Below are 20,461 nucleotides of genomic sequence, written 5' to 3'. Positions count from 1 at the left end.
TCAAAATTCCTCATTTCAACATCAAAATAAATAAAAATTCAGAATACTATTTATGTAATCCAGATAGTAATCTTAACATTTGATTACTTATATGCCTAGATAAGCATTTAAAATAGTAGTGTCTAAATCATATAAATTAAAAGGAATGAGTCTGATTCAACATCAAACTCATTCCCTATTAGTAGTCTAAATTTTTGTATCTAACTTTTCATATTCAGTTCATTACCGTTTATTTTCAATCTTAGCAATAGAACTGTTACCTATTACTGAGCTCTTGATAGATTCCATGCTATAGTATCCGTCCCGTTTTCTCCATTACCATATTTCATATAATCAATTAAATATCCTACCTTTAACTTGTTACCATTAGATAGTATGTTCCATTGCTTATGGTGTCCAGTGAAATTCTTTGGGTATGCATGATTAAATTTAAAAGTACTTGCGTTCTGTTTTTGATCTAAATGAATATAACTATCTTGAAGTTTTAAATATGCATAATCTGAATAAATAGGATTATGGAATTTAATTAATACCTCTTCATCCTTTTTAATTGGTTTTCCGGGTTTAGGTTGACCTACTCTTTCAATAATTACATTCACTTTTTCATCACTAGATTGCTCAGCCCACAGATACTCCCATTTATTCCCGGCGTGATGACTTCCCCAATAAGCTGTATTTCCATATGAAGCTATAGTATAAGGAATTCCTTCAGTAACAAATTCACCTGAATTATCAACTACATAATCTTCAAACTCTTTATTAGCTTTAACTTCAGTATCAATCTTTTGTTTAGGCGTTAGATTATGTGCATCATTGATTTCAAATGTAACTTTTCTGTGCGCAGCAATTTCAGATTTAATAGGGTGTATATTTTCTCTAGATTCATATGTAAATCCATTCTCACGTTTAACTAGTTTTACTGTTTGTGACGGAGCATTCCATTTCTTGCTATAAGTAGTAGGAATCTCTTTACTCACCCCAAATAAACCAGGTAAAATTGTTGCCCTAATCTTTTGCGTCACAGAATCATAACTACCTTCTACTAATGTTGGTTGCTGTAGTTTTGCAAAAGCACCGTGTACAGAGTCTTTATGTAAATAACCGCGATCTCCCTGTCCCGCTTTTAAATCGTTTAATGCATCAGTTCCATTATTAGCTGAAACCACTGATACGTTATTAGTACTTTTAGCCTTGTTTACAATATGATTTACTTTTTTCGTATCTATATTTACATGTTGAAAAACTTCGTTATAGGATAAAACTGGCTTATCAGCAAGGGATTTGTCTTTAGGAGTATATACTCTAAACTTTGGTATATTTCCGATATCTGTTTCTAATTGTTCCGTAGCTGCATGCACTCTAGACTCATATCTTCCTGAATCCCCCAAATGCATAATTTCTTCACCTTTTTCAATAGATAAATCCATTGTACTTGTAGGTAAAACTTCAATCGAAAGAAGTTCCCCTTGTTCAACAGCTTTCAATTCATCCAAAGATAAGACAATATTTGCATCTGCTTGTCCTTCTAAACTGTCAATAACTACTTCTGTTTTATTGCGTCCACCTTTTTCTGTACTTAAATAGTTTGCTTTATAACGATCTTGTGTTGCCTTTACAGTATTAATAATTTTGTTTCCTAAACGAATATTAAAATGTGGCGAAACATTTTCAGCGGATGCTGTTCCTACATTCTTATATTCCAAATGTACCCGTAATTTTGCTGCGTTCGCTGTGTCCACAGTTGTTGCAGTAGACCAATCAAAATTATTTGTATAACTCTCCGTTTCCGTAGTTGTTTTTGAATATCCGTATCCCACATTTGCTGAAACACTTCCGGAAGGAACAGGACCGGCTGCTGAGCCTTCTACACCACCTGAACCACTTAGACCTACATTAAATGAATGTTGTGTAGATACGCTTTTTTCCCATCCTCTGCTAACGGATCCGCCATTATTATCCGTGATGGTTGCAATAGGAATTACTTCAATACGTTTGACACCAATTTGCAAATTCGGTATGTTGGCAATTATCGGATTGAAATTAGTATCAGAATCGTTGTTATAATTCTCAACCTCATACATATCGGTAAAAGGATCACCATCCGTATTTGCATTCATAGGATTCGATATAAATTTTGGTTTTCCTTTATCCTTCTCAGGATCCCATGCTTTCGCTTCATTTTTTCCAGTTTGTGAATTGAATTCAATTTTATATCCATTAATCTCTAAGTCGTTAGAAATACCATCTTTGTCCCAATCATTGTTTGCCATTTCAATGTTTTGTGTAATGAGCGAACCTATCTCCCCATCGGATCCGAGCGTGAAATTCTTATCTTCTTTTTTTGCATTTGCATTCTCTTTGAATATTTCAACTGTACCTCCTGGATTCGGTTGTTTTACATCTGCTAAAGCTGGAGATGCTAGAGTCAGTGCCATCGATACACTACCTAATACACTAATTGCTGGCTTTAATTGTTTCATTGTTATTTTTCCTCCTTGGTTTCTAGGTCAATTAGAACACCTACTAGTAAGATTAATTTCATCATATATAACAAATCTTTCTTTTCTCTCTCATAACTGTTAAAAAAGTCTCTCGTAAATATTACAAAACACTTACAGAGTTTTTAAAAGCCATAAAATCTATATATGAATCATCAAAAAGCAGTAAAATGTAGAATCGATTCCAATATATACAAAAAAGCAGCTAGCCAAAGCTAACTGCTCACTAACTTATAAATGGTCGTTTTTAGAATTTGATAATCGAGTATATTTTATTGAAAAATTAGAGTTGACCATAAAACCAATATCCGATATATTGGTTTTATGAAAAAAGATATTATTAAACCCATTAAACGTATGTCATTTAGAGATGAAGTATATCTAACTTTGAAAAAAGCAATCGTTACATTAGAGCTGCAACCGGAGCAACGCTTAAATGACAAAGAATTAGCAGAAGAATTTGGAATTAGCCGTACTCCAGTTAGAGAGGCGTTGAAGCGTCTTGAGGATGAAGGACTTGTTGAATCTATTCCTGGTTCAGTTACTCGTGTTGCACCATTAAATATTGAGGAGGCGAAACACGCATTTACTGTGGTAGCAGTTTTACACTCGTTAGCTGCTCGTTTAGCAGTACCATTATTAAAAGAGTCGGATATTCAAGAATTAGAGTTCAGTAATAAGGCTTTACTATTATCTATTGAGAAAAAAGATATTATAAAAGCAATTGAAGCTGACGAGTTATTCCACAATGTTTTTTTAGATGTGGCAGGAAATCCTGAAATCATTCGTGCGTTAGAACGAAGTATATCTAAGATTCAACGTCTCGAAATTTCTCAGTTCACTTCTATAAATGGTCTAAAGTCAGTAGAACAACATCAGCAAATTATAGAGGCTTGCAAAAATAATGATAAAGAAACAACAGCGCATCTTGTAGAACAAAACTGGTTAAGTCTTGAGAAATTAATGACTTATGAGGCAGATTGAGATGAGAAATTTGCGCCCTATTTTTTTAGGTATATGTGCTGCTTTCTTTTTTGCTTTCACATTTATATTAAATCGAGCAATGGAATTATCAGGTGGTAGCTGGATATGGAGTGCTTCATTAAGGTTTTTTTTCATGCTTCCATTCCTTTTACTTCTTGTTATGAGTCGAAAAAAATTAAAAGTATTATTACAAGTTATGAGAGAGGATTTAAGAACATGGTTTTTATGGAGCTTTGTAGGGTTTGGTCTATTTTACGCTCCCTTATGCTTTGCCGCTGCACATGCACCAGGATGGATAATTGCTGGGACATGGCAAATTACTATTATATCAGGATCTTTGTTAGCTCCTCTTTTTATTCAAACCGTTCAAACACCAGATGGAATTCTTAAGAAAAGAGGAAAAATTCCAATGAAGGGTATGGGTATGTCATTGATTATTCTTCTTGGTATTTTCCTTATGCAAATGGAACAAGCAAAATCGCTTGCTGTAAAAGATATTTTGTTAGGTATTATCCCTGTTATTGTAGCTTCTTTTGCTTATCCGCTCGGGAATCGTAAGATGATGGAGGTTTGTGGAGATCGACTAGATGCTTATCAACGTGTCCTTGGAATGACATTAGCTAGCTTACCATTTTGGTTTTTACTATCCTTGTACGGTCTTTTTACAGCAGGAGTGCCTAGTAAAGAACAAACTATGCAATCTATTTTAGTTGCTATTTGCTCTGGTGTAATTGCAACTATCTTATTTTTTAAAGCGACTGATATGGTTAAAGGAAATATGCAGCAACTTGCAACCGTTGAAGCAACACAATCCATGGAGGTACTTTTTGCTATTATCGGAGAACTAATCTTATTACATTCTTCATTCCCCTCTATTTTATCTTGGTGTGGCATGTTTGTAATAATGCTAGGAATGATAGCACACAGTTATGTTTCTCATAAAGGTGAAACAGTGCATAACCAAAATATTAGTGCTTAATTGATATTTTAAAATGTACAGTATCAACCCTTTTCTAGCTAGTAAAAGTAATGTTATTATTATAAGTTTTATGTCAGAAATTGATTAAGTAACAGAATATGAACAAAAGCCGATACCCTTAATATATAGGGAAATCGGCTTTTTCTTTATAAAAATTTTTCTTAGCTTTCTTTACATTAAAGGGCTAGTTTGTATATTTGAGGAGATGTGCGAGACAGGTGTATATTTAGGGTAATCTAATATTTTCCATTCGAATATGATAGAATAGAAGTATATCCAAAATGGAGGAATAGCAAATGAACTCAAACACAAAACAGTTTATTTATGATATCCAGCAAAGAAAGAACAATTATATAGAAAATGCTTTAATAGCAATACAACACCCTAAAAAAGAGCAATCTGAACAGGTCATTCAAAATATAGTAGAGAAGATGGATATGATGATTAGTCTAGTTACTACGTACATGAGGATTGAATCTGGATCTACGGAAGAATTAAAAGAACTTCAGAAAGAAATTATCCATGCTCAAGCATATATCCAAAAACGAAAATTTGAAGAAACACAGAGATAAAACCCTGTGTTTTTATTTGATGCTCTATGACGCTAATCTGTTATAAATCAAATTACATGTAATTTGATTATTGTTTTGGCATAATCCATACAATTTGTTGAATGCGTACAATATATGGTGCCGTATCTTCAATGAGCAAATGATCTGGTTTCACATCTTTTAACTTTCCTCTTACATTACCTCTTACAGTTTCAATAACTACATGTTTACCAATTATGGATTGTAATGTCTGATATACATAGGGATTGGGGGTACTTACCATATGTTGTTCACTCAAGTCATTTCCTTCCGAATAACTCATTCTATAAGACTCCTTTCTAATTTGCATTCTTTCTCTTAATATATGATATAAATCTTATAAATATGCTAGAAGGATAATTCATTATAGGAACGGAAATAACATTTTAATAAGGTACGGTTTCTATTTTTAAATTGCTAAAAATTATTTATATAAAGTTACTTTTACTAGTTAATAGGTGATGATATATGGATAATTTGAATGTACATCTAGGTTGTTCCTTTTAGAATATGTATGATTTTAAATACGCCCTTTATTAGAATAGTGCTCATACTTTTTTTGAGATTCTTTCGTAATACGTGCGTTAAGTAAAATTGCTAACAATAAAAACACTCCATATTTTCCTCCTGTAGCTCCTATGATAATCACACTACTACAAACAAGTACAATTAATAGGATAAACGAAACTAAATAAATACGATCATAATTCTTTGACATCTTCTCATATTTTATGCGTTCTTTCCTTGCTTCCATCTAAATTCCTCCTTTAAATTATCCATTTCACTCTCAAATAAATCTTGCCCTTAAAAAGGAAACAATATATCGTTTTAAATAATTAGTTTGTTTTTTTATCAACTAGTTTATATAACGTAAAAAGAAATCCTACCAATATTAAGCTTTCTACCATGATAATCCAGACCCTCTCCTTCCTTTTAACCCCAACAAATCAGATGAAAGTTATGTATATCCCATATTAGCTGCAGTTAATAAAAAGGATCCCCTTCTCGTAAAGGCTGATCCTTTTCTTCTTGCATACAACTATTTTTACCTATTCTTGATTAATTAGAATAATAGCTGGTCCATCTACACGAATTCCACCAACTTCGATTTTTTCGTAAGGCTCAACAGTAATGGAAATGATTCCATCCCGCTTCTTTAATTCATTACTTAATTCTTTTGTTAACATTTTTTTCATGTGTACGCTCCTTCTTATTGCTTCATTTACTATTGTAATGTAAATGGAATTTAAAATGGTTTCCTGGCCAGAAAACCATTTTTTGTAGTTGACCATATGGTGTTACCAGTTCGTTTATCAATTTTACGTAAAGAAGAGAAACAATTATTATTCACTGTCTCAGTAGATGTAAGAAACCCTTAAAGAGATAGCGGTGAGATTGATTGTTTTTTCTTCTAGAAATAATGACTTAGACAGTATATTACCTAAAACAATGAAAGCCCTACCTCTCTTTCATCCTTACGGATCCTTGTCCGTGCCAGTTTGAATCAGGATTGCAAAAATCAAGTGACTATTTAATCGAGTTATTTGATGAAACTTCGAACGTTCGTAAAAGAAATTTAAAAATAAAAATGGATTAGATTGAAGTAATAACAAAAGAGGTTCCTACTCTAAAAGTGAGTTGAAGAAATTGAATGTCTTTGAAATGATTTGCTTTTAATACTCATCATATTCCCGAAAGATTTAGAATGTTTTCAGAGGATATAATACATTATTTATAATGAACCTTAACAGAAACTTTTTATTTGATTTTCAGTGATTCCTTTAATTAATTCTAGTTCACTGACCAAAAATCTATATGCATCATCCAGCAATTTTTTTTCGCTTGTATTAAGTGCTTTTTCTTTCTTCATACGCATTAAATCCCGTACAACTTCAGCACCTTCTTGTATTTCACCCGTTTTTATTTTTTCCGTGTTCACTTTATGCCTTTGTTTCCACGGCAGTAATTTACAGGATTCTTCATGGTGAAAAATGTGTATAATGTGCTTTAATGCAAGTATATCAGTAACTGGGCGTATATTCGAATTCACTATTTTACCCGTAGGAATCATGACTTGCATCTTACTAATCGACATTTTTATGACAAAATACTGTTGTTTTTTTCCTGAGAATTCTTTTTCTTCTATGGCTTCAATTATACCTGCTCCGTGCATTGGATAAACAATGTTATCGCCAATTTGAAACATATAATCCACCTCCATATATGGTAACCTTCTTAACCTTAACACATATGTAGTTTTTTAACAAATATTTTATAATATCATAAAATCATTTTTATCGTCAACCATTTTTTAACAAAAATTAAATTAAGTAAAAAACACCCCCAAAACAATAGGGAGTGTGTCAGATTCCCCATAAAGGGCAAGGGAACTCCACCGCTTATATTCTGAAATCTCTACTCATTAACGTGGATTAGTTTTCCCTTGAAAACGACCAAATCGATCCCGTATTTTTTTCAATCTTGTGTGGTATTCCAAAATCTCAATTCTTGCTTTTTCAGCTAAAGGTGCAATTGGTCGTAAGTCTTTTAACCCCCAATAATCAACCACTACATCAAGTACTTGATCAAAATATTGTAGTGGTCCATAATTCGATTCTTTTGCAATTACAGCCATTCTATTTTCAAAATCAGGCATGACGGCACCTGGCATTTTAAAATTCTTAATCACATTGGCAATATGATAGCAATAATTAGGTTCTAATTCCAAATGTGTTCGAATGACGTCTCGATAAAACGCATAATGAAGTGTTTCATCTTTTGCAAGACGACGTAATAATGTAGCAAGATCTGGATCATGCTTACTTGCAACCTTAGCTACATTATTGTAAAACACCATCGTTGCAAGTTCTTGTAGCGTCGTATACGTCATGGCTTCAATTGGTGTATGAAAATCAGGCTCAAATCCACCCTCAACTACTGACTTTCTTAATTCATGTATACGTTTAGGGTTCACACTTCGAGTGAGTAGTAAATATGTCTCCAATAAATTCGAATGTTGATCCTCTTCTGAAGTCCATGTGTGAATAAAGTCCGTAATAACAGAAAGGGATCCTTTAAAAGTTGCAGATAAATACGTGGTAAACCATGGTAAATTCACTTCTGTTAATAAAGCTGTTTCAATGGCTGTAATTACACCAAAAGGAAGAGTAACTTGACTTTCATCCCAAGGAACTCTTTTAAAGTCCATTCCCTTATCCCATGGTAAAAACTCATGATAACCCCAGTCTATCTTCTGAGCTCTTATTTTATGTTGTTCATACAGTTCTTTTAAACGTGGTTCTAATCGGAAATCTAAATCATTTGTTAGCATCTATAAGTGCCCCCTTTTCTTATCATATAAATTGTCATTCTATTTTTACTCTTAAAATTTTCTACAAATAAATATTACGTTCCTTTTTAAATTCAAACATAATAAATTTGTAACAAAATTCTTTAAGAGCGCTATATTTTTATAGGTTTTTTTTATCAAAAGGAGGACCGTTACATCTATTTTCTTTTTTTATAAAATAGATACTGAGGCATACAATATGTTAGTTAGCCTAAATAAAGAAACTAACCTCAGTAAATTCAGAATAACATTCATGGATGAAGATAATCGTCATGTTATAAATCTTCGTGAGTGTAAAAAGGTGCATGTTTATAAAAAATCGTTTTATAATAAAGATAGATAGTGTTTTATACACACTAACAACTACTAGATTAGATTAAGCACTTGAAAACCAAATACAGTGGATGAGATAGCCCTAAACGACAAATCCCAACTAGAACAATGTACATTGGCTATGTATGGTGAGTTAGACCAAATTTTGTTATACAACAAAAAAAGGGAAGAGGCGATAAACATGCAGTCAACGGAAGCGCATATGAAGGAAAAACAACGTAGAGAAAAAATAGAAATTATATTTAGTCACAGGGTAAAAGGAGAGAGTTATTTTCACGGCTCTTCCTATCAATGGAAAAACATTGTATATCAAAATTATAATAGGATACAACAAAATGAGTTGGAAGTTGAACAACTCATCTCAAAAATAGAAAAAGCAGGGATTCGTTTTACGCAGCACCGTTCACTCATACACTATCCCGTCATTGATTTTGTAAAATATATAGCTAAGATTTATAAGGAACCCTCGAAATACAATAATCATATTTAAAGGAAACCTTTATAAAAGGTTTATTTTCGAGGCTTTTTTAACTAAAACCTTAAAAAATCATTACAACATTCTTTTTATTTTCAATACTCTTCGGTTTTGTTATAATATCAACCATAGCGTATTATATTCGTTTGTATATTTTCATATTTTGGGGATTTTATTACACAAAAAGACAACTCTTAATTGGAGTTGTCTTTTATTTTTCTCGATATACACAATACTATTCTGATACAAAAACATCAAGATTCTTACAACCAAAGAAAAAGTAGGATTTCTAATAAGAGAGATCCTACTTTATTTCCTCATATTCCGTCATTATTTTATGAAACGTGTTTTTCTTTAGCTCTAACATTTGCATAAACATAGTAACTGTCTTTTCTTCACCTTTACATTTATTACAAAAAATGTTATTATTAAAATGAATTATTTTTGTTCGGTGTAAAGGATTTGTAACTTTTCACCTTTATAATCACTGAGAGCAAGGATAGTATTACAATGTGTGTGTTTACACACTAGGAGGCAATACAAATGGAAAAAGGTAATGTAAAATGGTTTAATGGCGAAAAAGGCTTCGGATTCATCGAACGTGAAGGTGGAGACGATGTATTCGTTCATTTCTCAGCGATTCAAGGCGAAGGTTACAAAACTTTAGAAGAAGGTCAAGCAGTGACTTTTGATTTGGAGCAAGGTCAACGTGGACCTCAAGCTTCAAACGTACGTAAAGCTTCTTAATTTTACAAACCAGGGAAGGCAGGCTCTTTTATGAGAGTCTGCTTTTTTTCCGTGAAACAAAGAATCCCCGACTCATAAAGGACATGAAAACAGTAAATCAAATGGTAAACCAAGTCTAGCATATCCTTACGGAGTATCCTAATTTAATTTTTGAGCTACCAACTTTATAAGCCTTTTTTTCTAGCATAAAAGTACCCCCAAAATGAAAATTTTCTTTCTTTACAGTTAGTTACTTTGAGAAGTCAGCTCTTGTTTCGTTTTGGGGGTGATTACCTTTCTTAAGTTGACGGCCATGTAAGGTGACCCCCTATTATAAATAGTATGACATTAATTTTTCTGTTTATTTATATAATGTATAATTTCATTATATAAAAATTCAGCTAAGTCTTCATTACTAAATTGATTTATGTAATTTTTAAATCGATTATCAAATTTATACGCATTTGCAATACATGTCAACATTTCAGAATCACATACAATAGATTGTTCGAGATAACTTTTCCACTCTACAATTAATTGTTGTACTTCATCGGAAGTAGGTGATTGATTAATATAGGAAGCAATTTTTATAAACACTCTTTCCATTTTTTGTTCGAATTCATGAAATAAGTTCGCTTTTTCATTAGGAGAGAGATTTTTCAATTTCTCCTCAAATTCTTTGTATTTTTCTGTTTCCCCATAGATGTATTTCGCTTCATGAGTATATTGTTCTTGTAATGGTAAAATGGATGAATTATTAAAAATATTTAAGTTGTAGATATCCTTTCCTGATACATACTCATCTACCGCAGTAATAACTGCTTCTAAACGTTGTTTTTTTAACAATAAAGTTTGGTTATGCTTCTTTAATAATTGTTGCTGTTCTTCTCTCGTAAGCTTCAATACATCCGCAATTTCCTTTAGAGAAAATTCCATTTCCTTAAAAAATAGAATCGTTTGAAGCTGTGCTAAACTGTTCCTATCATAGAGTCGATAACCATTATCTGTTAAGTAAATTGGCTTTAATAGATTTATTTTATCATAATATTGTAAGGTTCTTTTGGTTATGCCTGTAATTTGGACAATATCTTTAACCGTTAATAATTGTTTCTTCATCCCAAAATCCTTTTATTTCATCTAGTATTAAATTGGCAGGAATTATTGTGGCTTCAAAGATGTTTTTTCCTGTCTTTTCTAAATAGTATTTGATTAAATAGTATCCACAGGCATAACCAGCAGCATAAGGCATATTGACTGGTATATAGTTTTGAAGTTTTGCTAATTCATCACCATAAAGATACGGTGCAATTTTATCAAATCCTGTTAATTGTAATTGTTCCTTGAGCACGGGTTTAATACGTCTATTAAGCATTTCCATAGTTGTTTTCGATACCCAAGGACCGAGTAGATCTTCCCCAAAAATAGAAGTAGCAAAGTTTTCTGCTAAACCCTCACTAACAATTAATTCACCTAAAGTAACCGTATGGTCCCACTGAATAAATTGATATCGAACATTATGATTACATTCATGTGCTAAAGCAGCCTTCATTCGAGGTATTGTGTATTCATTTGGCACAAATGTACACAAAATATAGCCAGGGATACCCCCATCACCACTATATCCTTCATTTAACATTAATGAAGGGCTATTTGGATCCCCTAATAGAATCGTGAATAAGTAATCAGATACACGAAGGTTCACATCATGCTCTCTAAATAAATGAAGGCTTTTCCTAACAGCTTCTTTACACTCAGACCAAAAAGAATCAGACGAAATCAATTCTAATTCTGGTGTAATCTCATTTGTAATCTGATTAGGAGAAATGTTCATTATATTATTCAATGTAATAACATCAAAGCCATTTTGCTCCTCAGCTTTAAAAGGAACATATTGAATTTCCCATTTCCCCATAAACGGAGCCAACATTTCTTGTCTGTATAATTCAACCTTTTCCTCTTTTGGAGCTTGTAAAATTTTTCGATATATTTTATCGGACCGTAATGATTTTATATTCATTTCTTTCACTCCTTATTTAATATAGTTAAAATTATGCACTATGACGTTGCGTTATAGTCAAGTGGGTTAACTAAAAATATAGCAAGAGAATGGGATTATATGTTTTTTGAAATATATTAATAGAACACTTTCATTTGTAATTACCTTAGCTTAGTTTGGATGTTGAACGTATTTGAAAATGTCTCCAAAGCCGAATTTTAAACAACCTTATTGGGGCCCACCACACATCCATTAAGCTATGCTATTGAAATACCCCCTTGCTATCAAGTTAAAAAATCTGTTGTTCTCCAAAACGATAAAAATAAACTTTGGTTCTATAAAAACACAAAATTTTCATTTAGGGGGTACTTAAAAATGTTAGCTTGATAGCCATGGGGTACCACCCCACATCCATCAACTTAAGGATTCGGTGTAGCTTTAAAATAAAGATGGATTAAAAAATATCCTCCTATCCTTATCTAACAACAAATAAAAAAACTCCATTTTGTCAAAAGATTTGTCACTTTACCTATAAGTTGGCCGTAAACTAAAAGAAGCATAAGTTGACCAAAACGGCCGTCTTATGCTTCTTGTTACAAGATTGATTAAAATGGAGTTTCCTTTATGAATATATAAACAAGATTTATAAAAAAATTTAATCATTTTAAGTTGAATTATGTTAGACATTATAAACTAGCAAAAATAAGAAGTAGATAGTGCCCCTATCTAAAAAAATTTTTAATTGCTTCAAGTCTTATTTTATGACTGCATTCGTCACAGCAATATTTCCCTTTTGGATTTTCCTTGAATTGCTTATATTTTTCAGTTCCTTCATTTACTCGAAATACACTTTTACAGCAAAAACAAATAACCTCATAAAATATCATGACCTTCCCCCTCATCAGGGTGATATGTTACTTTTGAGTTGTCCGCTCAAAGATTGTAATAAGTTCTTTAGTGTAATCTTTAACGTTTAAATCGGGGTTCCTCATTAGCTCGAGGCTAAATCCGTCTATGGCATGCCTGATTGTTAACGCCATCACCCTTAAGGCTGTTTCGGAAAATTCTCGAAACACCCCCTCTTGCATCCCTAAACGTAGAATATTTTTAATGGGAAGAAAAATAGTTTCATCATGGTCTGCTGCAAACCGAAGTTTTCCTTCATCTGTCCTTTCATTTGAAACAATTTCTATAACAGCGAATACATGCTTCCGATGTTTATCTATAAATTTCAGATTCGATTCAATATACGTTTGGAGCATTCCTTCTGGGGTCGTTTGAGCTTCAATTTGCGGACAACTAAAGGACTGGCAAGCTATATAATAATCGATTATAACTTGCTCTAGAAGTTCCTCTTTGTTTGTAAAGTAATAAGAAATAACCCCCTTACTTATTTTTGCACGTTTAGCGATTTGTCCTAAAGAGGCTTTTACATAACCTACTTCAGCAAGTGTTTCAATTGCACATTCCATAATTTGAGCCCTCCGGGCTTTTTCAATAAATGACTTTTCTTTTTGATTTTTTGTTTTATTTTTTGTATTCATGTTTATATTTTAGCACAACTGTTCAAAAAAATACAATTAAAACCATTTTTTCAAAACGGTAGGACTTTTTTATAAACAGTACTACTTTATTTCAAATCTAGATTCGGACTACATAAACATCTTTTTTTCTTCAACTAAGAGTGCGGATTTATACAACAAGAATTATTTTTTCAATTATTAAAAAGGAACAACGAGCCAATATTCCAAATGATAGAGGTATGTTATAATAAGTGAATAAGGGTTTTACTCTTATTCACTTATTATAGGAGAGTGTTTAACATGATTATCAAGTTCATTCGTTTACGTTAATTTTAAACACAATTTGTTATGCCCAGTTATTTATTTCAAGATGTTTGGGTTTATTTGAGTGTGTCTTTTTTATTAACTAAATACGAATGAAATGAGGATTTAATCATGAATGAAAAAATTATTAAAATTAATGACATTGATATATGTACAGAGAGCTTTGGCAATTCAGAAGATCCAGCAGTACTACTGATTATGGGAGCCATGTGTTCAATGGTTTATTGGGATGAAGAATTTTGTCAACAATTAGCTGATACGGGCCGTTATGTTATTCGTTATGATAATAGAGATGTCGGACGGTCAACTACTTATGAGCCGGGGAGTTCCCATTATACTGTGGTAGATATGGCTGATGATGCGGTTGGGGTACTCGATGCATATCATATTGACCAAGCACACATTGTTGGAATGTCATTGGGTGGAATGATTGCTCAAATTATAGCCTTAAGAAACCCACAGAGAGTTCTAAGTATAACTTTGATTGCATCAAGTATTTTTGGTTCTGAAGACAATAACCGTAATTTGCCTCCGATTGACGAGAAGATACTCGCTTACCATGCTAATGGGGCCAAACTAAATTGGTCGGATGAAGAATCTGTTGCAAATTACTTGGTTGCAGGATCAGCGTTACTCTGTGGTTCAAAGAATAAATTTGATGAGAAGAGGACTTATAAGCAGGTAGAAAAAGAAATAAAACGAGCAAATAACCTACTTAGTATGTTTAATCACTCCCTTCTTAAAGGCGATGATTCTTATGAGGGGAAGTTAAAAGGAATTAATATACCAACTTTGGTTATCCATGGTACAGAAGATACAGTGCTTCCATACGAGCATGGTCTTGCTCTTGTTAATGAAATTCCGCATGCTTTGTTACTAACCCTAGAAGGATCGGGGCACGAAATTCATTGCGATGATTGGGTTCATATAATCAACGGTATTTCGAACCATACTTCTGTCTTGTAATCATTATAGGACTCGTATAAAATAAAAAACACTTGAAAAAAGGGCTACAATTGACCTTGTAACCTTTTTTTCTATTAAAAATCAGTTTTGGAACTGTTGCTCAGTTAAAGAATATTAATATTCAGTGATTGATATCCCCATCCTAAAAGGGGTAGCGTCACATCACCATCAAGCTAAGATCTTGAAAGTACCCCAAAACGAAAAATTTACTTATTTACATCAGCTCATTTTATACATCTAGTGGTTTATTCTTTGATAGTTGTTGTACTTCTGTTTGAATATAAATAAAGTAAGTTCCATTTATCCAAAAACACCCCTGATTTCCATTATGTATAGGAAATCAGGGGCATTTTTCAGTAAATATATATAACTTCAACATTATTAATGAATCTTCTTTTAAAATATAGATGGTTAAACGGATGAAAAACTTCGATTGTTATATCGTCCCTTATTTCTCAAATAAAGGTGCTATTTTATCAATTTGATTTGTCCAAATTCCACCTGTATAATCGTCAGGAAGGCGTTTTATATCTTCAGATGAGTCAAATCCACTTGAAAATCCAAACCCATTTCCTCCTACAACGATAACTCGAGTATCTGCTTTATCCATTCGATTAAGAAAACGATTTGGCCATCCCCAAAGCCAAGGAGCTACTTTGTCTGGTATATGTAATTCTCCATGCTTCAGGCTTGAAGGTATGTAGCCAGTCCACCCTAATGCCATATAAGTAATAAGATCTTTTTTCATGGTCGCTTTTGACATTGTTCGTAAACTAGGGATGCGCTCTTTTATCGCAGCAATTGGTTTATCGCCACCATATACAGTTAGTTGATCAAGGCGTTTCGCTGGTAATTTCTTAAGGTGAGCAGCCAATTGGATTCCTTCATTTTCATCATCACTTTTAATATGAATAAGAAAAGAACGATCTGGAAAATGGTTAAGTACTTCATCCAGTGTTGGCATAAGATTAATCCCTTTACCACGAAACGGGAATGTTTTACCCCCATCAGCTGTATAACCGTAACCAATATCAAGTGCTTGTAATTCTTTTGTTGTAAAATCTCTTGTAACGCCTTTACCATTAGTACGGCAATCAAGCGTCCAGTCATGAAAAATAACAAAATTATTATCTTTAGTTGGTTGAACATCAAACTCTACTAAATCAGCTCCAGCTTTAAATGCAGCTTCCATAGATGGAATTGTATTTTCTAAATAAGAGTGTTCAGGTTTATTTATACGTTCTGCTGTACATGTATCCCCCTCAATCCCTTCCATGCTAAATGTTTGCGAAAGTCCTCGGTGAGCAAGAAGAAGAGGAGTTCCATCGTCCCTCTTAGCAAAATAAGAACTGTTATTTACATAAACAAATACGAATAGGATAAGAATTATCCAAGTCGTTTTACGTTTCAGTAACCTTTTTAGTTTGTTCATTGTATTCTCCTCTTAAATATTAGTTGAAATGCTTTAAACAATTTTCGGCATTTAAATACTGGTAAATATTACAGCCTATCTTATTTTTTCGCAATGGATATAATTGTTAATTAAAGGCTGGTACTTTGATATAAAACGGGAGCAATAGAAATCAATTCAATAATCACTCAACCTTCAGTAAGAATAGTGTTGAAAGATTTCTGTGAGAATTTAATATAAATGGGTATATGTAATATCCTATTATTTAAGAATCAATTTGCTATATTTATATTATCTGACAGTATCTTAATCATCTTATTGAAGGATTAGAGGACGTCTAAATAAAACTGGATAATAAATTAACATCATACCTACAAATGAGCAAACTAAATAAAAAATAGCCTCGTATTTTATTACTAGAGAAATATTATTATCAATCTTTTTTTCATCTCTTTTATATAACATTTTGAATAATACTCTATATAATAAATACCCAATAATTGCTCCCAGGGTATTCATAGATAAATCATCAATATCTGTAATTCTATTATCTAGCAATTGACCTAACTCAATAGCCAATGAAAAACCGAATCCAGCATAGGCAGTACTTTTCATTCTTCTAAACTGCGGCCAAATAGTCGGCAATAAAAAACCTAATGGCATAAACAGTAAAATGTTTAAGACATAAGTAGTCATACCTTCAGAAGCAAATGGAATCAAGTTAATTTGATTTGCACGAATTAATGTTTCGTATCTACCTATGTCCCATATAGTCCCTATCTGCGTCACCTTATACACTAATGAAAGGTAGAATAGAAAAACATACACCCATAGAAAATGCTGAATAGATATATTTTTTTTCGTTTTAAAATAAAATCCAATTTGAAACATTATACAAAAAATAATAGTAAAAAAATAAGTATATAAATAATTAATCAAAACTCCTGAATGCATTTAAAATCTCCTAACTTTACATTGTAATCTATAACTTTGTCATTTTAGAATATAATTTAAGAACGGGTGGTCATAATCACCTCATCCATATTTTTACAGATATTTCACAAAATTCTTTCAATGGTATTTCAACGTCCATTGTCTTGTTTTGAAAAAAGGGATAATATGACATCGCATATTTTTCCCCCTCAATACTTGCTGAAATGCTCTCTTCTTCTTTTAAATAATCCAGGTATTCTTCCAAGGCTAAATTCATTTTTTGCATAATCGTACTGTGAGGCAAACCGACATAGCGAATCTGCCAAGGTTCATATTGAATACCTGTAACATCCGTTTTATCCGAGGGATAGCGTAAGATAAAGCCGTATTTCCAAGCATTTTTTTCTATCCACTTCCCTTCAGGTGCTCGATCCATTTGCGTTAAGCCTGATCCTACATCAAGTGATAAACCTGAATTATGTTCACTATAACCTGCTGGTAAGAATAATTAGCCCCCATCTCATGGTAAAGTCCACTTTGCTCATCAAAGTCACGATAACCACTATTAATTAAAAATTGATTAACGCCTTCCTTTACAACATTATTAATCATCTCTGAAAATTTTTTTGCTATTTCTTTTGATAAAGAAATATTTGTATTAAGCAATCCGTATCCGTTTATCAATTCATTATGTTTAGATAAATTTACGATATCTGATTTCACACTCTCTTGGCGCATAGGATATTTACTGTTAATTAAGAGCAGATTCCCTTGATAGATGTGTTCTTTTACAATCTCTTTCTTTTGAATCATTGAGGTAGTCCCTGTATTATCTATGTTATCTTTGTGATTTTGATCATATTTTTGAACCTCTACTTTATTCTGAAAAAACAGTGCTTTATTCATGAAAGCAAAACCAAATAAAAAACACCACTTCTTCATTTTCAGCTTCTTCCTTAAGTAAATGACTTGATGATAATGTCACGCTGAAGATTTCGGATATGTAACTCTTAACGATTGCTTTCTGCAAAGCGATGCTATATCTATATGTGGATACTCTATCCAGTGGTGTGTGCAGAAACATCCAAAGCAGCAGATTGCTCATTTGACACAATTGGCTAAAAGGAAAAGAAATATTTGTGTCACTCTTTTTCTAAACATGTAAGCTATTTTAATCCACGCATAAGTTATCATATCTTTCTTTGACGAAGTAAAAAAAGCTCGTTCTTATGGTTTAATTCTACCGCATAAGAACGAGCCATTTTTTAATATTAAATTGTTAATTTCCTAAGAAAAAGTATAGATAACCTTAAGAATTTCTTAAGAAACAATGATTATTTTCTAAGAATCCCCTTTATTAACCGAGTCTTGGAAGACTGGAAGTTCTACCGTGAAAGTCGTAGAGTTATCATTACTTTCCGCGTAAATCTGTCCGCCATGCTGAACAATGATTTCTTTTGCAATCGCCAATCCAAGTCCCGCGCCGCCCGTATCAGAAGAACGGGCATCATCCAATCTGTAAAACTTTTCAAATATGGTAGCGAGTTTATCTTTCGGGATATTTCCGGCGTTCTCAAAAACGATGGATACCACATCATCGGAGAGGTCCGCCGTAATGTCAATTACGCTGTCGTTCTCGCTGTATGCAGCGGCGTTTTTCAAAATATTGTTAAAGACCCTCGCTAGCTTATCAGGGTCACCAAATACGGTCAAATCTTCAGAAACATGGAATACCACCTGTTTCCCCTTCGCAGCAAGCTGGGGATAAAATTCATCAGTCATTTGCACCAGCATATAGTATAGGTCTATGTGCTTTTTCGTGAGCGTAATCGTTTGAAGATTATATCGCGTAATCTCAAAAAACTCGTCGATTAGCTGTTCCAGGCGATACGCTTTGTCTAACGTGATATGCACGTACTTTGCCTTTTGCTCTCTTGGCATGTCTGGTGCCTCGTCAAGCAGGATCAGATAACCGATAACTGATGTAAGAGGCGTTTTAATATCGTGTGCCAAGTACATAACAACTTCATTTTTCCTTTGTTCGGCCACCTTTGCATCATGCTCTCGCTTTTCAAGGGTTCGCTTTAATGTGTTGAGCTTCTGTTCCATGAACTCCATTTCCGCAGAAAGCTCAATTTGTTTATCTTCGTTCTGAATAAGTATATCAATACCGGTATTTATCTCTTCAAAGTATTTTACAAATTTTAAAAGCATAACTCGGCATAGAATAAGAATACTAATGGCAACCGCCACATAAATAAAAATTTCTATATTGTTCCGTATAGTATACTGATATATTATCATTGCGTCCCAACGCTCTAAATGATAACTGTTTTCCAAAAAACGTACGATCCACTCCCCAAGTGTCCCTTGGATAAATAGACGCACAAACAGCACAAATACAACTGCTGCCATGACAATCGTAAGGATATATTGGTAGAGTTTTCGTTTTAATTTTGAATAATCGATTTTTTTATTCTTATTTTTATTTTTCAATTTTATAGCCAATCCCCCATACCGTTTTTATATACTTCGGATTATCAACCGTGTCGTTCATCTTTTCTCGCAGATGTCGGATATGCACGGTGATAGTGTTATTGCTCTTGCTGAAATATTCGTCACCCCATATCTCATGAAACAGCTGCTCAGAGCTAACCACATTCCCCTTGTTTTCACAGAGGATACGCAGGATTGAAAACTCGGTGGGAGTGAGAGATAACGGCTTCTCGTTCAGAGAACACTCATGCGTGCTTATATTAATGACAAGACCAGAGTGAACGATAACATTCTCGTTCTGTGCCGTTACTCCATTGTATTTTTTATATCGGCGTAACTGCGCCTTGACTCGCGCAATTAACTCTAGTGGGCGAAAGGGTTTTGTAATATAATCGTCCGCACCAATTGTTAGCCCTGTAATTTTATCTACTTCCGTATCTTTCGCCGTCAACATGATAATTGGATAGGTGTGCTTATCCCTTATTTTTTGACAGATAGTGAGACCACTTACGTCGGGAAGCATGATATCCAATATTGCAAGGTCAAGCACATTCTTATCTATACATTCCAATGCTTCTTTGGCAGTATAGTATTTGAAAACCGTATAATTCTCGTTTTTCAAGTATAGCTCAACCAAATCGGCAATTTCGCGTTCATCTTCTACGACAAGTATTTTATCGCTCATAAATATCAATCCTCCTTTATAAATTTGCTTTTCTCAATCCGAATCTTTTCCGAATAACGAGCCTATCATACCTACCACTTCAAGTAAAGTCCTATCTGAGTATATAGACACAACCGGTTACACAAAATAGATTTTCAGATTTAACTTTAATCCAAGGATAAGAAATCTATCGAACTCAAAATTAAAAGGGGTA

General features: G+C 33.1%; 20 protein-coding genes and 2 pseudogenes. 6 read left to right on the top strand and 16 right to left on the bottom strand.

What is annotated here, in order from left to right:
• Positions 1-263: 263 nt before the first annotated feature.
• Positions 264-2,480, bottom strand: a complete 2,217-nt coding sequence (locus GBN91_RS23950) for a binary toxin-like calcium binding domain-containing protein (protein ID WP_000811540.1) — start codon at positions 2,478-2,480, stop codon at positions 264-266.
• Positions 2,481-2,822: 342 nt separating this feature from the next.
• Between GBN91_RS23950 and GBN91_RS23945 the strand changes: the two genes are divergently transcribed.
• The 3 genes from GBN91_RS23945 to GBN91_RS23935 all read left to right on the top strand — a co-directional run bounded on the left by GBN91_RS23945 (position 2,823) and on the right by GBN91_RS23935 (position 5,033).
• Positions 2,823-3,482 carry a GntR family transcriptional regulator gene (locus GBN91_RS23945; protein WP_113304922.1) on the top strand — a complete coding sequence of 220 codons (660 nt, stop codon included), beginning with the start codon at positions 2,823-2,825 and terminating at the stop codon, positions 3,480-3,482.
• 1 nt (position 3,483) lies between these two features.
• Positions 3,484-4,461 carry a DMT family transporter gene (locus GBN91_RS23940; RefSeq protein WP_001245211.1) on the top strand — a complete coding sequence of 326 codons (978 nt, stop codon included), beginning with the start codon at positions 3,484-3,486 and terminating at the stop codon, positions 4,459-4,461.
• A gap of 296 nt (positions 4,462-4,757) precedes the next feature.
• Positions 4,758-5,033, top strand: a complete 276-nt coding sequence (locus GBN91_RS23935) for a hypothetical protein (protein ID WP_001087712.1) — start codon at positions 4,758-4,760, stop codon at positions 5,031-5,033.
• Between the two features lie 67 nt (positions 5,034-5,100).
• On the opposite strand, the gene GBN91_RS23930 is transcribed toward GBN91_RS23935, so the two are convergent.
• The 5 genes from GBN91_RS23930 to GBN91_RS23910 all read right to left on the bottom strand — a co-directional run bounded on the left by GBN91_RS23930 (position 5,101) and on the right by GBN91_RS23910 (position 8,382).
• Positions 5,101-5,334 (bottom strand): YuzF family protein, encoded by a 234-nt coding sequence (locus tag GBN91_RS23930; RefSeq protein ID WP_000122223.1) that lies wholly within the window; start codon positions 5,332-5,334, stop codon positions 5,101-5,103.
• A gap of 237 nt (positions 5,335-5,571) precedes the next feature.
• Positions 5,572-5,805: a hypothetical protein gene (locus tag GBN91_RS23925; protein WP_000388211.1), complete on the bottom strand. Its 234-nt coding sequence runs from the start codon at positions 5,803-5,805 to the stop codon at positions 5,572-5,574.
• Between the two features lie 295 nt (positions 5,806-6,100).
• On the bottom strand, positions 6,101-6,247 hold the full coding sequence (locus tag GBN91_RS23920; protein ID WP_000738544.1) for a BC1881 family protein: 147 nt from the start codon (positions 6,245-6,247) through the stop codon (positions 6,101-6,103).
• 548 nt (positions 6,248-6,795) lie between these two features.
• Entirely contained in the window at positions 6,796-7,257 is a 462-nt protein-coding gene (locus GBN91_RS23915) for a CarD family transcriptional regulator (protein WP_000486304.1), read from the bottom strand.
• A gap of 216 nt (positions 7,258-7,473) precedes the next feature.
• A complete protein-coding gene (locus tag GBN91_RS23910) occupies positions 7,474-8,382 on the bottom strand; it encodes an acyl-ACP desaturase (protein WP_000957097.1) in 909 nt (302 codons plus the stop codon).
• Between the two features lie 532 nt (positions 8,383-8,914).
• On the opposite strand from GBN91_RS23910, the gene GBN91_RS23905 reads away from it, so the two are divergent.
• Positions 8,915-9,223, top strand: a complete 309-nt coding sequence (locus tag GBN91_RS23905; RefSeq protein WP_124749810.1) for a hypothetical protein — start codon at positions 8,915-8,917, stop codon at positions 9,221-9,223.
• Between the two features lie 289 nt (positions 9,224-9,512).
• On the opposite strand, the pseudogene GBN91_RS29770 reads toward GBN91_RS23905, so the two are convergent.
• Positions 9,513-9,620 (bottom strand): annotated as a pseudogene (locus GBN91_RS29770) (integrase); the annotation flags it as partial.
• 131 nt (positions 9,621-9,751) lie between these two features.
• Between GBN91_RS29770 and GBN91_RS23900 the strand changes: the two are divergent.
• Complete coding sequence (locus GBN91_RS23900; protein ID WP_000410775.1) at positions 9,752-9,955, top strand: cold-shock protein; 204 nt, start codon at positions 9,752-9,754, stop codon at positions 9,953-9,955.
• 327 nt (positions 9,956-10,282) lie between these two features.
• Here GBN91_RS23900 and GBN91_RS23895 read toward each other — a convergent pair whose 3' ends face one another.
• The 4 genes from GBN91_RS23895 to GBN91_RS23880 form a co-directional block, all read right to left on the bottom strand.
• Positions 10,283-11,050, bottom strand: coding sequence for a MerR family transcriptional regulator (locus GBN91_RS23895; RefSeq protein ID WP_149214949.1), 768 nt, complete (start codon positions 11,048-11,050; stop codon positions 10,283-10,285).
• Entirely contained in the window at positions 11,025-11,951 is a 927-nt protein-coding gene (locus GBN91_RS23890) for a DUF2268 domain-containing putative Zn-dependent protease (RefSeq protein WP_113304978.1), read from the bottom strand. The genes GBN91_RS23895 and GBN91_RS23890 overlap by 26 nt, the downstream gene beginning before the upstream one ends.
• A 701-nt stretch (positions 11,952-12,652) precedes the next feature.
• Positions 12,653-12,817, bottom strand: coding sequence for a DUF2197 domain-containing protein (locus GBN91_RS23885; RefSeq protein WP_069355893.1), 165 nt, complete (start codon positions 12,815-12,817; stop codon positions 12,653-12,655).
• Between the two features lie 27 nt (positions 12,818-12,844).
• Positions 12,845-13,474 carry a TetR/AcrR family transcriptional regulator gene (locus GBN91_RS23880; protein ID WP_124749700.1) on the bottom strand — a complete coding sequence of 210 codons (630 nt, stop codon included), beginning with the start codon at positions 13,472-13,474 and terminating at the stop codon, positions 12,845-12,847.
• Positions 13,475-13,888: 414 nt separating this feature from the next.
• Between GBN91_RS23880 and mle the strand changes: the two genes are divergently transcribed.
• Positions 13,889-14,743 (top strand): alpha/beta fold macrolide esterase, encoded by an 855-nt coding sequence (mle, locus tag GBN91_RS23875; protein ID WP_124749701.1) that lies wholly within the window; start codon positions 13,889-13,891, stop codon positions 14,741-14,743.
• Positions 14,744-15,191: 448 nt separating this feature from the next.
• Here the strand turns inward: mle and GBN91_RS23870 are convergent, their stop codons facing one another.
• The 5 genes and pseudogenes from GBN91_RS23870 to vanR-A form a co-directional block, all read right to left on the bottom strand.
• A complete protein-coding gene (locus GBN91_RS23870; protein ID WP_124749702.1) occupies positions 15,192-16,175 on the bottom strand; it encodes a glycerophosphodiester phosphodiesterase family protein in 984 nt (327 codons plus the stop codon).
• A gap of 294 nt (positions 16,176-16,469) precedes the next feature.
• Positions 16,470-17,108 carry a VanZ family protein gene (locus GBN91_RS23865; RefSeq protein WP_000555586.1) on the bottom strand — a complete coding sequence of 213 codons (639 nt, stop codon included), beginning with the start codon at positions 17,106-17,108 and terminating at the stop codon, positions 16,470-16,472.
• A gap of 56 nt (positions 17,109-17,164) precedes the next feature.
• Positions 17,165-18,029, bottom strand: a pseudogene (gene vanY / locus GBN91_RS23860) (VanY-A/VanY-F/VanY-M family D-Ala-D-Ala carboxypeptidase).
• A gap of 399 nt (positions 18,030-18,428) precedes the next feature.
• Positions 18,429-19,583 (bottom strand): vancomycin resistance histidine kinase VanS, encoded by a 1,155-nt coding sequence (vanS, locus tag GBN91_RS23850; protein WP_113304523.1) that lies wholly within the window; start codon positions 19,581-19,583, stop codon positions 18,429-18,431.
• Positions 19,573-20,268: a vancomycin resistance response regulator transcription factor VanR-A gene (gene vanR-A / locus GBN91_RS23845; protein ID WP_113304520.1), complete on the bottom strand. Its 696-nt coding sequence runs from the start codon at positions 20,266-20,268 to the stop codon at positions 19,573-19,575. The genes vanS and vanR-A overlap by 11 nt, the downstream gene beginning before the upstream one ends.
• Between the last annotated feature and the right edge of the window lie 193 nt (positions 20,269-20,461).

Source organism: Bacillus sp. B1-WWTP-T-0.5-Post-4 (assembly GCF_009183795.1).
Taxonomy (GTDB): domain Bacteria; phylum Bacillota; class Bacilli; order Bacillales; family Bacillaceae_G; genus Bacillus_A; species Bacillus_A cereus.
The sequence above is the reverse complement of the archived record's forward strand: the minus strand, read 5'-3'. Positions and strand labels throughout refer to the sequence as shown.

What these genes read in the sequence shown, in the direction of transcription:
- GBN91_RS23945 (WP_113304922.1), top strand. Translation starts at nt 2,823, where the DNA reads ATGAAAAAAGATATTATTAAACCCATTAAACGTATGTCATTTAGAGAT.
- GBN91_RS23880 (WP_124749700.1), bottom strand. Translation starts at nt 13,474, where the DNA reads ATGAATACAAAAAATAAAACAAAAAATCAAAAAGAAAAGTCATTTATT.
- GBN91_RS23920 (WP_000738544.1), bottom strand. Translation starts at nt 6,247, where the DNA reads ATGAAAAAAATGTTAACAAAAGAATTAAGTAATGAATTAAAGAAGCGG.
- GBN91_RS23890 (WP_113304978.1), bottom strand. Translation starts at nt 11,951, where the DNA reads ATGAATATAAAATCATTACGGTCCGATAAAATATATCGAAAAATTTTA.
- GBN91_RS23865 (WP_000555586.1), bottom strand. Translation starts at nt 17,108, where the DNA reads ATGCATTCAGGAGTTTTGATTAATTATTTATATACTTATTTTTTTACT.
- GBN91_RS23935 (WP_001087712.1), top strand. Translation starts at nt 4,758, where the DNA reads ATGAACTCAAACACAAAACAGTTTATTTATGATATCCAGCAAAGAAAG.
- GBN91_RS23925 (WP_000388211.1), bottom strand. Translation starts at nt 5,805, where the DNA reads ATGGAAGCAAGGAAAGAACGCATAAAATATGAGAAGATGTCAAAGAAT.
- GBN91_RS23915 (WP_000486304.1), bottom strand. Translation starts at nt 7,257, where the DNA reads ATGTTTCAAATTGGCGATAACATTGTTTATCCAATGCACGGAGCAGGT.
- GBN91_RS23905 (WP_124749810.1), top strand. Translation starts at nt 8,915, where the DNA reads ATGCAGTCAACGGAAGCGCATATGAAGGAAAAACAACGTAGAGAAAAA.
- GBN91_RS23950 (WP_000811540.1), bottom strand. Translation starts at nt 2,480, where the DNA reads ATGAAACAATTAAAGCCAGCAATTAGTGTATTAGGTAGTGTATCGATG.
- GBN91_RS23885 (WP_069355893.1), bottom strand. Translation starts at nt 12,817, where the DNA reads ATGATATTTTATGAGGTTATTTGTTTTTGCTGTAAAAGTGTATTTCGA.
- vanR-A (WP_113304520.1), bottom strand. Translation starts at nt 20,268, where the DNA reads ATGAGCGATAAAATACTTGTCGTAGAAGATGAACGCGAAATTGCCGAT.
- GBN91_RS23940 (WP_001245211.1), top strand. Translation starts at nt 3,484, where the DNA reads ATGAGAAATTTGCGCCCTATTTTTTTAGGTATATGTGCTGCTTTCTTT.
- GBN91_RS23895 (WP_149214949.1), bottom strand. Translation starts at nt 11,050, where the DNA reads ATGAAGAAACAATTATTAACGGTTAAAGATATTGTCCAAATTACAGGC.
- GBN91_RS23870 (WP_124749702.1), bottom strand. Translation starts at nt 16,175, where the DNA reads ATGAACAAACTAAAAAGGTTACTGAAACGTAAAACGACTTGGATAATT.
- mle (WP_124749701.1), top strand. Translation starts at nt 13,889, where the DNA reads ATGAATGAAAAAATTATTAAAATTAATGACATTGATATATGTACAGAG.
- GBN91_RS23930 (WP_000122223.1), bottom strand. Translation starts at nt 5,334, where the DNA reads ATGAGTTATTCGGAAGGAAATGACTTGAGTGAACAACATATGGTAAGT.
- GBN91_RS23900 (WP_000410775.1), top strand. Translation starts at nt 9,752, where the DNA reads ATGGAAAAAGGTAATGTAAAATGGTTTAATGGCGAAAAAGGCTTCGGA.
- GBN91_RS23910 (WP_000957097.1), bottom strand. Translation starts at nt 8,382, where the DNA reads ATGCTAACAAATGATTTAGATTTCCGATTAGAACCACGTTTAAAAGAA.